General features: G+C 70.4%; 13 protein-coding genes. 8 read left to right on the plus strand and 5 right to left on the minus strand.

Features of this window, described 5'->3' with window-relative positions; genetic code table 11:
* Nucleotides 1-35 precede the first annotated feature (35 nt).
* Nucleotides 36-782, minus strand: coding sequence for a hypothetical protein (locus K6T25_RS09800; protein WP_222913634.1), 747 nt, complete (start codon nucleotides 780-782; stop codon nucleotides 36-38).
* A gap of 360 nt (nucleotides 783-1,142) precedes the next feature.
* Here K6T25_RS09800 and K6T25_RS09805 point away from each other — a divergent pair, with 360 nt between their 5' ends.
* Nucleotides 1,143-1,505 carry a VOC family protein gene (locus K6T25_RS09805; RefSeq protein ID WP_222913636.1) on the plus strand — a complete coding sequence of 121 codons (363 nt, stop codon included), beginning with the start codon at nucleotides 1,143-1,145 and terminating at the stop codon, nucleotides 1,503-1,505.
* Nucleotides 1,506-1,583: 78 nt separating this feature from the next.
* Here K6T25_RS09805 and K6T25_RS09810 read toward each other — a convergent pair whose 3' ends face one another.
* Nucleotides 1,584-2,114: a hypothetical protein gene (locus K6T25_RS09810; RefSeq protein ID WP_222913637.1), complete on the minus strand. Its 531-nt coding sequence runs from the start codon at nucleotides 2,112-2,114 to the stop codon at nucleotides 1,584-1,586.
* Nucleotides 2,115-2,167: 53 nt separating this feature from the next.
* Nucleotides 2,168-2,923: a YqjF family protein gene (locus K6T25_RS09815; protein ID WP_222913639.1), complete on the minus strand. Its 756-nt coding sequence runs from the start codon at nucleotides 2,921-2,923 to the stop codon at nucleotides 2,168-2,170.
* An 87-nt stretch (nucleotides 2,924-3,010) separates the two neighbouring features.
* On the opposite strand from K6T25_RS09815, the gene K6T25_RS09820 reads away from it, so the two are divergent.
* Nucleotides 3,011-3,901, plus strand: coding sequence for a DUF4349 domain-containing protein (locus K6T25_RS09820; RefSeq protein ID WP_222913640.1), 891 nt, complete (start codon nucleotides 3,011-3,013; stop codon nucleotides 3,899-3,901).
* Nucleotides 3,902-3,960: 59 nt separating this feature from the next.
* Here the strand turns inward: K6T25_RS09820 and K6T25_RS09825 are convergent, their stop codons facing one another.
* The gene (locus K6T25_RS09825; protein WP_222913642.1) at nucleotides 3,961-4,860 is read right to left on the minus strand and encodes an inositol monophosphatase family protein; all 900 of its coding nucleotides are present in this window, start codon (nucleotides 4,858-4,860) and stop codon (nucleotides 3,961-3,963) included.
* 175 nt (nucleotides 4,861-5,035) lie between these two features.
* Between K6T25_RS09825 and K6T25_RS09830 the strand changes: the two genes are divergently transcribed.
* The 6 genes from K6T25_RS09830 to K6T25_RS09855 all read left to right on the plus strand — a co-directional run bounded on the left by K6T25_RS09830 (nucleotide 5,036) and on the right by K6T25_RS09855 (nucleotide 10,700).
* Nucleotides 5,036-7,198 carry a S9 family peptidase gene (locus tag K6T25_RS09830; RefSeq protein ID WP_222913644.1) on the plus strand — a complete coding sequence of 721 codons (2,163 nt, stop codon included), beginning with the start codon at nucleotides 5,036-5,038 and terminating at the stop codon, nucleotides 7,196-7,198.
* Between the two features lie 73 nt (nucleotides 7,199-7,271).
* The gene (locus K6T25_RS09835; RefSeq protein ID WP_222913645.1) at nucleotides 7,272-7,772 is read left to right on the plus strand and encodes a macro domain-containing protein; all 501 of its coding nucleotides are present in this window, start codon (nucleotides 7,272-7,274) and stop codon (nucleotides 7,770-7,772) included.
* Nucleotides 7,773-7,866: 94 nt separating this feature from the next.
* The gene (locus K6T25_RS09840; RefSeq protein WP_222913647.1) at nucleotides 7,867-8,040 is read left to right on the plus strand and encodes a hypothetical protein; all 174 of its coding nucleotides are present in this window, start codon (nucleotides 7,867-7,869) and stop codon (nucleotides 8,038-8,040) included.
* A gap of 278 nt (nucleotides 8,041-8,318) precedes the next feature.
* Nucleotides 8,319-8,531: a DUF8145 family protein gene (locus K6T25_RS09845; RefSeq protein WP_222913649.1), complete on the plus strand. Its 213-nt coding sequence runs from the start codon at nucleotides 8,319-8,321 to the stop codon at nucleotides 8,529-8,531.
* 110 nt (nucleotides 8,532-8,641) lie between these two features.
* Nucleotides 8,642-9,268 (plus strand): beta-class carbonic anhydrase, encoded by a 627-nt coding sequence (locus K6T25_RS09850; RefSeq protein ID WP_222913651.1) that lies wholly within the window; start codon nucleotides 8,642-8,644, stop codon nucleotides 9,266-9,268.
* Between the two features lie 118 nt (nucleotides 9,269-9,386).
* Complete coding sequence (locus K6T25_RS09855) at nucleotides 9,387-10,700, plus strand: oxidoreductase (protein ID WP_225917727.1); 1,314 nt, start codon at nucleotides 9,387-9,389, stop codon at nucleotides 10,698-10,700.
* Nucleotides 10,701-10,706: 6 nt separating this feature from the next.
* Here the strand turns inward: K6T25_RS09855 and K6T25_RS09860 are convergent, their stop codons facing one another.
* Entirely contained in the window at nucleotides 10,707-12,758 is a 2,052-nt protein-coding gene (locus K6T25_RS09860; RefSeq protein WP_222913654.1) for a DEAD/DEAH box helicase, read from the minus strand.
* Nucleotides 12,759-12,809: the final 51 nt, after the last annotated feature.

The following is a 12,809-nucleotide window of genomic DNA, read 5'->3' on the forward strand; positions in this document are numbered from 1 at the left end:
CGAACCGTTAAGAACAGCCATTTGTTCCGATCAGATTACGGAGTGAAACTGCCTAGTATCACCCAAGTGTCGTTGTTCTCTTTTGAGAACGTGACGTTCACTTGGTACTCGCTTTCGACGCCGACGGTCAATTCATCACCAGGACTTAATCGAGTCCGATCCGTCGCTTCGGCTAGTGTAGTGCCGCTCGTCACAATCTCCGGATCGACATCGTCGGGATTCACAATCGTCCCGTTGAACTCCGTCTCCGCCGCCGGCACGATACCACCACCGCCGTGGGTCAGTGTCAGCACACCGGTCTCGTCGCTACCGGTTGCGTCCGTGTTGTACGACGACTCGAGGAAAATCGGCGGTGGAGCGAGCACCGTGCCGTTGATGAAAAGGCCACTTCCGAAGAGGATACTGCTGATCGTCCACCCGTCATATTTGTCAAGTTGGAACGAGGTCTCCTCTTCCTGCATTTCCTCCTCGTGGGTGAGTGTAAGATCCGTCTTGATCGTCGCACTCTTGTCGTCGTCAGCGGTTCGGCGCAACTCACCGTATTCAAGCGTATATTGGTCAATATTCCCCTCAGTAAACCCGCCCGCTGCCCACGTTGTCACCGACTCTTGGACCGTTTCTATGTCGTTCTCGTTGACCGCGGTGACGAAGCGTTCGACAGCCGCTTTCTGATTCTGCAATTTTTCCTCTCCGAGTGTCTCGGAAACCGACGAACAGCCGGCCAGTCCAGCGATCGAAAGGCTCCCCGCCGCCGCCAAGAACCGCCGGCGTTGTGATGGCATCACCCGAGTTAACGAGGGGTGGGTCTTATTCGCTTCCCAAATGACACCTTCTCCGCCGATACCGCCACCGACGCAATATTCTACGACAATGATGACGGCTGGTAAGTGCTTAATCTTGAGTTATAGTTAGATCACGCCCTGTTGAAATCCTCCGACAATATTGGCGTGGAAATACAGAGGGTGTATTCGCAACTGCACCGCACTTTGTTTCACCGAAAAACAATTGAATCATCCGTCAGATACGCAGTCATACCCACCAAGCCTTCCGGGCGATTTCGCGGTGAAAACAACCCCTTCGAGAAGAGTTCCATGCCACCCTCGGCCGAAGGCTATTCGGCGCCGCCGGCTGTCGAGTCGCGTATGTCCCGCCCCGCCGGCCTCGTCTTCTTCCGCACCGCGAATCGCGACCGCGTCGTCGACTGGTACCGCGAGGTCGTCGACTGTACCGTGTGGCTCGAACAACCGGGCTGTACGATTCTCGAACGCGACGACTTCCGGTTCGGCTTCTGTGACGCCGACGGGGGAGCCACCGAGACCGAGGGCATCCTCACGTTCGTCTTCCCGGATCGCGCGGGCGTCGACCGCATGCACGAGCGCGTCGGCGACGCCGCCCGCGAGGGGCCGCACGTGAACGAGCAGTACGACATCTACCAGTTCTTCGCCGACGATCCGGACGGCCGGACCGCTGAGTTCCAGACGTTCCTCCACGACCTGCCGGAGTGACGGGGACGAAGCTCGCCGACGCCCGCGCGGCCGGGTCGGCGTCGGTCGTCCTCACGGTCGGTCATCCTTTGCCGTCGGTCATCCCTCCGTCCGTCCGCCCTCGGCGCGCTCGCGGTGGACCGACTCCCCGTCGATCCAGTAGACGTACGTCTGCGTGAACCAGTCGGCGTGGACGACCGTCGAGGTGGCGGTGCCGTCGGCGGTCGACTCGCCGCCGGTGTTCGAGTAGGCGGTGCAGGTGACGACCGCCCGCCAGGCGTCGCCGCGGCGCTCGACGGCGTCGAGTTCGCACTCGGCGGACACCTCGCTCGTCTCGTCGTACCAGAGGCTGTTGTACACGTAGCGGTACTCGTACGTTCGAGCGAACGAGCCGACCGAGGACTCGTTCAGCGCCGTCGGGCGCTCCGGGCGCTCCTTCGGTCCGTCGGGCCAGTCGATCGACGTCCCGGGAAGGGACGTCGACGCGGCTGTCGCGCTCGTGTCGCCGGCGGACGTCGCCGACGGCGACCCGTCACCCGTTGTAGGGGTGCCGGGCGTCGCAAGGCAGCCGCTCGTCACGAGGAGGGCGACGGCGACCGCCGCGATGAGGGTTCGACTGCGGGGACACATGCGTCCGGAACACTCCGGGCGGCCGTCAAGTGCCTTGTGTCGATATCGACCCGTCAATCATCGGCGGCCTCGACCGGGATCTCGACGCTCGAGTCGTCGCCGTCGGGCGTGTCAGTCGCGTTCGTATCGAGCCGCCGGATCCGGTCGGCGGTCACCTCTGTCCCGGGCGAGTAGTGGCAGATCGGCTCCCCGGCCGGCGCCTCGAAGCCGTTTGCCTCGAACAGCGTGTTCGTCCGGAGCTCCACGTCGGCGTCGGCCAGCGGCCACGGCTCGTGTGCGATGTCGCCGTAGTACACCCGGCCGCGACCCTCGGTGTAGAATCGGTAGTTCTCCACGAGGAACGCCTCGAGGCTTCCCGGTTCGGGCGTCCGGGTCTCGCCGGCGGGTCCGTACGTCGCGTCGAAGTCGGCCTCCGGGGCGCGGCGGTGGGTCCGGTGGCTGGTGACCGTCACGCGGTCGCCGTCGCGAGTCACGTCCATCGCGGCGCGGTAGTACGGCAGCCGGAACAGCGCCCGGGCGACGCCGACACCGATCGGGTCGGCCGCGTCGAGGTTGAAGAAGTACACCCCCTTCGTGTCGCCGTCGGTGACGTACGTCCGGAGGTTCAGCTCCGGGAACGACAGCCCGAACGGCGCCCCGCGCGGCCGGATGTCCGTCATCTCGAAGGGGACGACCCCGAGGTAGGCGTCGCCCTCGTGTGTCGCCACCGAGAGGGGATCCGGGAGGCGGGCCTCCACCGTCGCGGGGTCGACGCGCCAGTGGGCGAACAGGGCGTCGCGCCACCGCATCGACAGCAGGCGTCGCTGCATACGATCCGTAGGCGCCGCGCACGGAAGGGTCAAACGGCCCTTTGAGCGTACCGAACGGGTATACGCGCCGCCTCGGTACGGTGTCGTATGCGACGTGGCTCACTCGCGACGGTCTGTTGTGTCCTGCTCGTGGTGCTCGCCGGCTGCGCCGGAGCGGGCGGCGGTGGGGACGGCGCGGCGACGGGCTTGGAGGCTGACGCGCAGGCGACGGCCGCACCCGAGTCGGCCGACGAAGGGTCCGGAGGCGGCGGCTCCGGAGGCGACGGCGCCGGCGCGAACGTGAACGCACAGGTGGCCGACCGCCAGCTGATCTACGAGGCGACCGTGGAGCTTCGCGTCGACGACTACGAGGCCGCCAGCGCGGACCTGACCGCGATGGTCCGCGAGCGCGGCGGCTACGTCGGCAGTTCGCGGACGGAGGTCCGCGGTGAGGGCAACGAGACGTGGACGACCGGCCGGCTCGTCCTCCGCGTGCCGTCGGACAATTACTCCGGCGCGATGGAGGCGATCAACGGGACCGGCGAGGTCCGATCGGTCGAGCAGTCGACGCAGGACGTGACCTCGCAGATCGTCGACTTGGAGGCTCGCTTGGAGAGCCTCCGCGCCGAGCGGGACCGCCTTCGGGAGCTGTACGACCGAGCCAACGACACCGAGGACGTGCTCGCGGTCCAGCGCGAGCTCTCGGACGTGCAAACGGAGATCGAACGCACCGAGGCGCGGCTTCAGGGCCTCGAACGCCGCGTCGCCTACTCGACGATCACCGTCGAGCTTCGCGAACCCCGGCCGGACTACGAGCCGCCCGAGCGGAGCGCGTGGTACGAGACGCCGCTGACCGAGGCGTTCCTCGACTCCGTCCAGGGCGTGATCGTTCTCGGCCGCGGCGCGGTCGTCCTCACCGCGTACGCGCTCCCGTACCTGCTCGTGCTCGCGGTTCCGGCGGTCGGAGTCGCGTGGGGGTACCGGCGCGCACGCCGGTGACTCGGGGAGCGACGCCGGCCGTTCGGAGCTATCTCTCCGCACAGCCCCCTCCCGCGATCTCACCCGCGGACTGATTCTCGGACCTGGTCGGGAAGCGCCTCCACGAGCGCCGTGAGCGTCGCCTCGTCGACGGCGCCGACGTAGTAGCCGTCGCCCGAGACGGAGACGACGCCCGCCTCGCTCGCGAGCAGCTCGCCGGCCGCCTGTTCGAACGGGTCGGGGTACGCGCAGACGACGCCGGCGATGCTCCCGCGGGCGAGCAGCCCCCAGTCGACGCACGGCGACCACGTCTCAAGCACCCGCTTGCACCGCCCCGACAGCGCGTCGCGGACGGCGTCCGCCTCCGTGCGGAGTTCCTCGTCGCGGACGGCCGGCAGCCCGACGACGAGCGAGAGCGTCGAGCGATCGAGGGGCCTGCCACGCGGTGTCACCACCAGCGGTTCCCCGTTCACCGTCGCGCCCGCGCCGCGGACGGCGACGTAGCAGTCGTCGACAAGCGGCTCGTGGACCGCGGCGACGAGCGTCTCGCCGTCGACTTGCGCCGCGACGGCGCTGGCGATCGAGGGGTAGTCGATCGCGTAGTTGTTCGTTCCGTCGAGCGGGTCGACGATCCACTCCACGCGCCCGTCGCCCGAGCGCCCCGACTCCTCGCCGTGGAGCGTGTGGCCCGGAAACTCTCCGCGGATCTCCCCGAACACCAGCTCCTCGGCCGCCTCGTCCGCCTCGGCCTTCACGTCGTCCGTGTGGAACTCCCCGACGGTGCCGCCGTCTCGAAAGCGCTCGGCGAGGTAGTCGCCGGCCGCGCGAACCGCCGCCTCCGCGGTCTCCGCGAGCGCCTCGGGGGTCGGAACACCGGCGGCGTCCCAGGCGTCCGCGGCGTCGCCGTCGTCCACGGTATCGTGGCCGTCCGTGGCGTCCTCGCGGTCCCCGCGTTCGGGACCGCCGTCATCGTCGGTCATTGTCGGGGATGGGCCGCTCCGGCGCTTCAACGCCCCGGTTCCCGCGGGCGGCTCCGGCCGTGGCGGCGATGTGACCACGGCTGCGACGCGACCACGACAGCACGCCGGAACCGCGGATGCGGCCGCGACGACCGGATGACGAAGCTATTTCCGGCGGCCACCGGCACCACGTTTCATGACGGAACTACCGTTGGACGCCTTCTACGACCTGACGCAGGTCGGCGAGGTCGCGGTCTCGCCGACGGGCGACCGGGTCGCGTTCACCACCACCGAGTACGACGACGACGCCGACGAGCCGGTCGGGTCGCTGTTCGTCGCGCCCGCGGACGGGAGCCGCGATCCACACCGCCTCACCCGCGTCTCGGGGGCTTCCGCGCCCGCGTGGTCGCCCGACGGCGACAGACTCGCCTTCCTCGCCGCGCGCGACGAGGACGCCGAACGTCGCGTCGGGCGCGACGACGGTGACGAGTCGGACGACGACGAGGATGCGGAGGACGCCCCCGCCAACGGCGACAACGGCGACGAGGAGCCGACCCGGCAGGTGTGGGCGTTCGACCTCGCGCTCGGCGGCGACGCGACACAGATCACCGACTTCGAGGAGGGTGCGAAGGAGTTCGACTGGAGCCCCGACGGGGAGCGCCTCGCCGTCGCCGCGCGCGACCCCACCGAGGCCGAACGGGCGTACCTCGACGGCCGGACGGAAGGCGAGCCGGTCGAGACGGAGCGCCTCCAGCACAAGCTCGACGGCGTCGGCTACACCGACACCGTCCGCACGTACCTCCACGTCGTCGACGCGGACACCGGCGAGGCCGAGCGCCTCGACGACGCGCACGGCGGCGGCGCCTATCAGGACCTCTCGGGGCTCCAGCCCGACTGGGGCGCGAACGACCGCATCGCGTTCACCTCCTGTCGCGAGGACGAGCCCGACGACACGCTCGTTCGCGACGTGTTCACGATCGCGCCCGACGGCACCGGACTTCGAAAGCTCACCGACGGCGACCTCTCGGCGAACGCGCCCGTCTGGTCGCCCGACGGCGACAGACTCGCCTTCCTCGGCGGCGACCCCGTGAACTGGTGCATCCCGACGCAGGTGTACCTGTACGAGGACGGCGAGTACGCGTCGCTGACTGCGGATCTCGACCGCACGGTCGCCCGCGGCGGCGCGCCAGTCTGGGCCGACGAGGGGACGCTGTACTGCCTGTTCGCCGACGAGGCGCGCACCCGGCTGATGCGCGTCGACGCCGGTGGCGACGCGGTCGAGGCCGGAGCCGCCGGCGACGACGCCGACGATCACGCCGCCGAGCGCGTCTTCGAGGCGCAGGGGACCGACCGCGCGATGGCCGGCTTCGACCTCTCGGCCGACGGCGAGCGCGCGGGCGTCGTCCTCTCGCATCCGAGCGACGGACAGGACGTGTACGGCGTCGATTCGGCGGACCTCGACGCCGAATCCGAGAGCGAGGCGGCGTCGCTGACGCGGCTCTCCGCGGTCAACGCCGACCTCACCGAGGCGTATCCGATGCCCGAATCGAGGCGTATCGAGTGGGAGAGCGACGGCGAGACGATCTCGGGGATCGTGTATCACGACCCCGACGTGGACCTCTCGGACGGCGACCACCCGCTCGTCGTCGCGATCCACGGCGGCCCGATCAGCTACGACGAGCCGGTGTTCAGCTTCGACCACGCCGCGCTGACGAGTCGCGGCTACGTCGTCCTCCGGCCGAACTACCGCGGCGGCTCCTCGTACGGCCGGGAGTTCGCCGAGGCACTGCGCGGCCAGTGGGGCACCCACGAGGTGACCGACATCGCCAACGGCGTCGCCGACGTGGTCGAGCGCGGCTGGGTCGACGACGAGCGCGTGTTCGGCTACGGCTTCTCCTACGGCGGCATCGCGCAGGGGTTCCTCGTCACGCAGGAGCCGGATCTCTTCACGGCGGCCGCGCCCGAGCACGGCATCTACGACCTCCGCTCGGCGTACGGGACCGACGACTCCCACATCTGGATGGAGAACGAGTACGGGCTCCCGTGGGAGAACCCGGAGGGCATCGACGCCTCGTCGTCGATCACCGACGCGGGGAACATCGAGACGCCGCTGCTCGTCACCGCCGGGCAGGAGGACTGGCGGTGTCCCCCGAGCCAGAGCGAGCAGCTGTACGTCGCCGCGAGGAAGCAGGGCGTCGAGGCGCGCCTCGTCCTGTACGAGGACGAGCACCACAACATCGGCACGCCCGACCGCGCGATCCACCGGCTGGAGGAGCTGACCGCGTGGTACGCGCGTCACGACCCCGCAGTCGACGACCCCGACGCCGACGACCCGCACGGTCGCGAGGACGAGGAGTAAGGCCGATATACGCGGGAAGCACCGTCACCGCAGCCGGACAAACGATTTGCGGATCGACACGGATCCCCCGAACATGGAGTTCGAGGTGATCCGGGGCGACATCGCCGGCCAGTCGGCAGACGCGTTGGTGAACGCCGCCGGTACCAGCCTGAAGATGGGCAGCGGCGTCGCCGGCGCGCTCCGCCGGGCTGCGGGGGTCGGCCTGAACGAGGAAGCGATGTCGAAGGGACCGATCGATCTGGGCGAGGTCGCCGTCACCGACGCGTACGACCTCGACGCCGAGTACGTGATCCACGCGGCCGCGATGCCACACTACGGGGACGGGAAGGCCACCGAGGCGAGCGTCCGCGACGCGACCCGGAACGCCCTCGCGGCCGCCGACGAGCGCGACTGTGTGTCGCTCGTGATCCCCGCGCTCGGCTGTGGCGTCGCGGGCTTCGCCCTCCGCGAGGGAGCCGGGATCATCGTCGAGGAGATCCGTGCGTTCGATCCCGAGTCGCTGAGTGACGTTCGGTTCATCGCGTACTCACAGGAGGAGTTCGAGACGGTTCGAGAGGCGGCGAAGTCGGCGTGATCCGCCGGCGACGCCCGCTGTCAGGGTGCGGTTTCGGCTTGGCCGTCCGACTGCCGGGCTACGCCGGCTGCCCGACCGCGAACCGGATTGCGGCGTGCGTGCAGAGCCGTCGACCGGCTGCGCGGAGGAGCCGGGGACCGAGAACGCCGGCGAGGAGGCCGAGCGCGAGGTTCGGGCGGCGGAGGGCCGCGAGCGTCATCAGCGGGAGCAGGGCGAGCGCGACCGCGACCGCGAGCGACGGGTCGCGCCGTCGTCGTTCGTGCGGTGACTGCGTGCGTGGGTGTGTCGTGTACATGGTGGCGTGGGTGGGAGGCGGTCGACGAACGGTTCGAACGGGCGCGGGACCGCCCGCCAGCACGCCGGAATCGCGGAAAACGACGCCGGAGGGACGGACGGACTATCGCGCGTGACGTGGGTCGAACACTTGGATCATCACGACAACACGTCTGTTCCCGGACAGAAAAAGCGTGGTCCGAGAACGTCACACATTCACACGGTCGTCGACGCCGGCGTCACCGCTTTGGCCGTCGCGGCCGACGGACGAACGTGGACGTTCCCGCCGACCCGCCGGCGACGTGTCCGGTCTGCGACGCCGCCTACGACTCCGTCTCGGTTCACGACGCCGGACTGCTGGTGAACCTCCTCGACAACGAGCGTTACTGTCGGGTGTGCTTCGACCCCGTCGCCGGCGACGACGGGACGCCGCTGGTGGAGTTCTACCACCACACGCACGAGCAGGTCGGTATCGGTGGGGAGTGACCGGGCGCCACGGTCGGCTCGAACCGGCTATCGTTTCCGCTTTCCGGGATCACCGGTCGCTCTCGCGGATGACACAACGACCCCGTCGGTGCGGCCCGTGTGATCCGACGATGTCCGACACCGACGCCGACGACCACGAGCACAGCCACGTCCACGAGCACGTCGACGAGTCGGTCGACGCCCGGGACGACTGGGCGCGACGGCGACGCAAGGGGATCCCCACCGACGAGAACCTCCTCGTCGTCGCCTGCATGGACGAGCGCATCCCCGTCGAGGACGCGCTCGGCCTCGAACTGGGCGACGCACAGATCTACCGCAACGCCGGCGGGAAGGTGACCGACGACGTGATCCGCTCGGCGGCGCTGACGACCAACTTCTTCGAGACCGACGAGATCGTCGTCGTGAACCACACCGACTGCGGGATGATGTCCGCGAGCGACGACGACGTCGCCGCGGGCCTCGAAGCGCAGGCCGAGGCGGCGGGCGTCGATCTCGACGAGGTCGATCTGGACCCCGCGCTTCCCGAACTCGATATCGGCGACGCGAGCGTCGATGAGTGGGTCCGGATGACCGACGACATCGACGAAGCCTGCGCCGCGCAGGTCGAGTTCCTGGAGAACCACGAGCTGATCCCGGAGGACGTGACCGTCTCGGGCTACGTGTACGAGGTCGAGTCCGACGAACTCCGCCGCCCGGGCGAGCGCGTCGCCGAGGAGATCAGCGAACGCCGCGCCTGAGGCGCCGAACCGCCCGCACGACAGACGGAGACCGCGCCCGCCGTCCGCGCCGGCGACGGCCCCCCTGCCGGGATCTCCCGGCCGAGCGTTCATGCTCCCGGAGCGCGAGCGTTCGCCCGTGCCGGCGATCACCGACCCGCTGGAGATCGGAGGTGTCACGCTCTCGAACGGGCTCTACCGCGCGCCGCTGCTCGAACACGCGGGCAACGGTCCAGACGCGGTCGACACGCTGGTCGACGAGCTGGAGCCGGCGGCCGCCGCCGGCGCGGGCCTCGTCTGCCAGGGGGCCACGATCGTCCGCGGCGAGGGCGGCTGTGCCGCGCCGGGGATGACCCGCGTCCACGATCCTGACTTCGTCGCCGGCCTCGAACGCCTCACGGACGCGATCCACGAGCACGGCGGCCGGATCGCGATACAGCTCGAACACGGCGGCCTGCGCTCGATGGAGACGTGGCACCGCGGTCACCGCGAGCGCAACCCGGACCTCCGGCAACTCGCCGTCTCTCGCCCGCCCCGCCCCCTCCGCCTGCTGGACCGACTCGGCTTCCTCGAGTACGACGCCCACGTCCTCTCTACCGAGGAGTGCTACGAACTCGCCGCGGACTTCGGGCGCTCGGCGGCCGCCGCCGTCGATGCCGGCTACGATCTGGTCCATCTCGCGGGCGCCAACATGGGGATCCTCCACCAGTTCGCCTCGCCGTTCTACAACCGTCGCGACGACGAGTTCGACGACCCCGCCCGCTTTTTCGAGGTCGTCCTCGCGGAGATCCGCGAGCGCGCCGGCGACGTACCGGTGCTGACGAAGGTGCCCGCCGAAACGGAGGCGCCGCCGGGGATCGGGCCGACCCTGTCGGCGGGTGACTGCGTCCGCCTGTGTGAGCGCCTCACGGACGCCGGCTACGACGCGCTCGTCCCCGTGAACGGCTCGGTGTTCTGGGACATGAGCGTGATACGGGGGGCGTTTCCCGGGCGGTCGTGGCGCGACGAGCGCTTCCGCGAGGGGTACGTCGACGCGTTCGGGTCGCGCCCGCGGGCCGCGCTCGTCGCCGCCGCGAACTGGACCGAGTCGCTCGTCTACTCCCGCGAGCCGGCGTGGAACGCCGATCTCTGCGGCAGGGTCCGAGGCCGCGTCGACGTGCCCGTGCTGTGTGAAGGCGGGATCAGAGACCGAGAGACGATCGACGGCCTGCTCGGCGACGTCGCCGATGCGGTGGGGATGGCCCGCCCGTTCTACGCCGAACCCGAGTTGCCGGCACGCCTGCTCCGGGAGGGCGCGGCGGCCGACGGCGTCGCGGTCGTCTGCGAGGACTGCAACAACTGCGTCGTCCCGCAGGCGGCCGGCGAGCCGGGCGTGTGCCGGACTCCCGGGGTGCTCCGCGAGGCCGGGGAACTCCGGAACGCTGGCGCCTACGAGCGCGGGGATCGGGACTGACCCGACTCACAGCTTCGACCGCGCGGACGCGAAGGTCGGCATGTCGACGCCGACCACGTCCGCGAGCGCGTCGGCCGCCCCCAGCAGCCACTCGGCGCGCTCGATCCGCGACTCCAGGTCGCCGGGGCCGATCCGGTACGCCTCGACCAGCTCCTCGACGCTCGCGCCGTCGACCCACTCCGTCAGGATCCGGGCGGTCTTCACCGACTCCAGCCACGCCTCGAAGTCGGTGGCCTCGCTCATTCCCGTCGTGAGCTCCGCCGAGCGATCGCGGGCGAACTGGTAGATCTCCGCGCGCTCGGCGTTGCCGAGGTAGGTGTCGACCATGTCCGGGGTGTCACAGACGATCTCGAACGCCGTCAGCTCGGTCACGTCCTCGTCGTTCATCCCCGCGACCGCCTCCAGCCCCTCCACGATCCGGACGCCCGTCTCGGGGGTGACGTACTGCCGGGACACCTGCGCGCCGAGGTCGGTCGCCTCGATGCCGCTGCCGGCGTCTCCGGTGCCTCCGTCGCCGCCGGCGCTCCCCTTCGCCGTCCCGCCCCCCGCCTCCGCCGCCTCCGCCGCTGCCAGCATCCCGTCGTCGATGAGGCTCGCGATGGCGTCGCCGACGGCGCCGCCGAGGTCGGGGTTCGCGGTCCGGGAGGCGTAGAAGGTGCCGGAGAGCGCGTCGAGCACCGCGGCCTGCGACCCGGCGAGGCCGGTGGCGACGAGCGCGAGCGTGTGCGTGCGGAGCGCGGCGGGGTCGCGGAGCTTCGACTCCACCCGCTCGGGGTCGGCGGTGACGTAGCGGCTCCACAGTTCCTCCCGCCCGTCGGCGTCGTCGGCGACGAGCACCGCCTCGCCGTACGGGTCGAGGTGCGGGCGACCCGCCCGTCCGCACATCTGGTGCACCTCCAGCACGGGGAGCCACTCGGTCCCCTCGCCGGTGTAGCGCCGCTGGTCGCGCACGACCACCCGCCGCGCGGGGACGTTGACGCCGGCGGCGAGGGTCGGAGTCGCACAGATGACCGCCAGCCGGCGCTCGCGGAACGCCCGCTCGACGAGCGCGCGGTGGTCCGAGGAGAGGCCGGCATGGTGGAACGCGACGCCCCACGCGGCCGCCTCGGCGAGGCGCTCGCCGGTTCCAGTGCCGCCCGCCTCCCGGAGTTCCTCGGCGACCTCGGCGGCGGCGCGTTCGGGGTCGGCGACCGAAGCGTCGTGGTCGTCGCCGTCGCGGTCCACCTCGGCCGCGACCGCCGCGAGGCGCTCCTCGCTCAATCGGTCGGCCAGCGCCTCCGCCTCCCGCCGGGAGCTGACGAACGCCAGCGCCTGGCCGCCGTCCTCGACGGCGCCGCGGACGAGGTCGACCGTCGCCTCGGTGTCCGCGTCGCTCGTGGGGTCGTCGGCGTCGACGGGTGAGGGGAAGCCGGTGCCGTCGTCGAACCGCACCTCGTCGTCGGCGTGGACGCCCACCCGGAGGTCGACCGGGCGCCACGTCGACTCCACCAGCTCGGCGTCCAGCCACGCCGCGATGTCCTCGGGGTTGTCGACCGTGGCCGACAGCGCGACGACCTGCACCTCTGGCGTCCGCCGGCGGAGGGTCGCGAGCGTCACCTCCAGCGTGGGGCCGCGGCCGGGCGACCCGAGCAGGTGAACCTCGTCGACGACGACACACGCGAGGTCGTCGACCCACTCGGCGCCGTTGCGAATGGCCGAGTCCACCTTCTCGCTGGTCGCGACGATAATGTCGTTATCCGCCAGATCGCTCGCGGCCGAGTCGTAGTCACCGGTGGAGATGCCGGCGTCGACGCCCGGGAGCGCGTCGAACTCCTCGTACTTCTCGCGGGCGAGCGCGCGCAGCGGGCAGACGTACAGCCCCGGGCCGTCGGCCGTCAGGAGCGCGAGCTCGGCGACGAACGTCTTGCCGGAGGCCGTCGGCACCGCGGCGACGACGTCGTCGCCGTCGCAGACGCCCGCCTCCACCGCCGCGACCTGCGGCGGGTACAGCTCCGCGATCCCCGCCTGCTCGAAGTGGTCGACGTACTCGGGGGCCAGCGGGAGGTCGGCGACGCGCATTCGATACCGGTGCTGGGTCCCTCTCGGGGATAAATCTCCGTGCGCCGAGCG

This window comes from Halobaculum rubrum (genome assembly GCF_019880225.1).
In the GTDB taxonomy this organism is placed as follows: Archaea; Halobacteriota; Halobacteria; order Halobacteriales; family Haloferacaceae; genus Halobaculum; species Halobaculum rubrum.

What these genes read in the sequence shown, in the direction of transcription:
- K6T25_RS09800 (WP_222913634.1), bottom strand. Translation starts at nt 782, where the DNA reads ATGCCATCACAACGCCGGCGGTTCTTGGCGGCGGCGGGGAGCCTTTCG.
- K6T25_RS09805 (WP_222913636.1), top strand. Translation starts at nt 1,143, where the DNA reads ATGTCCCGCCCCGCCGGCCTCGTCTTCTTCCGCACCGCGAATCGCGAC.
- K6T25_RS09810 (WP_222913637.1), bottom strand. Translation starts at nt 2,114, where the DNA reads ATGTGTCCCCGCAGTCGAACCCTCATCGCGGCGGTCGCCGTCGCCCTC.
- K6T25_RS09815 (WP_222913639.1), bottom strand. Translation starts at nt 2,923, where the DNA reads ATGCAGCGACGCCTGCTGTCGATGCGGTGGCGCGACGCCCTGTTCGCC.
- K6T25_RS09820 (WP_222913640.1), top strand. Translation starts at nt 3,011, where the DNA reads ATGCGACGTGGCTCACTCGCGACGGTCTGTTGTGTCCTGCTCGTGGTG.
- K6T25_RS09825 (WP_222913642.1), bottom strand. Translation starts at nt 4,860, where the DNA reads ATGACCGACGATGACGGCGGTCCCGAACGCGGGGACCGCGAGGACGCC.
- K6T25_RS09830 (WP_222913644.1), top strand. Translation starts at nt 5,036, where the DNA reads ATGACGGAACTACCGTTGGACGCCTTCTACGACCTGACGCAGGTCGGC.
- K6T25_RS09835 (WP_222913645.1), top strand. Translation starts at nt 7,272, where the DNA reads ATGGAGTTCGAGGTGATCCGGGGCGACATCGCCGGCCAGTCGGCAGAC.
- K6T25_RS09850 (WP_222913651.1), top strand. Translation starts at nt 8,642, where the DNA reads ATGTCCGACACCGACGCCGACGACCACGAGCACAGCCACGTCCACGAG.
- K6T25_RS09860 (WP_222913654.1), bottom strand. Translation starts at nt 12,758, where the DNA reads ATGCGCGTCGCCGACCTCCCGCTGGCCCCCGAGTACGTCGACCACTTC.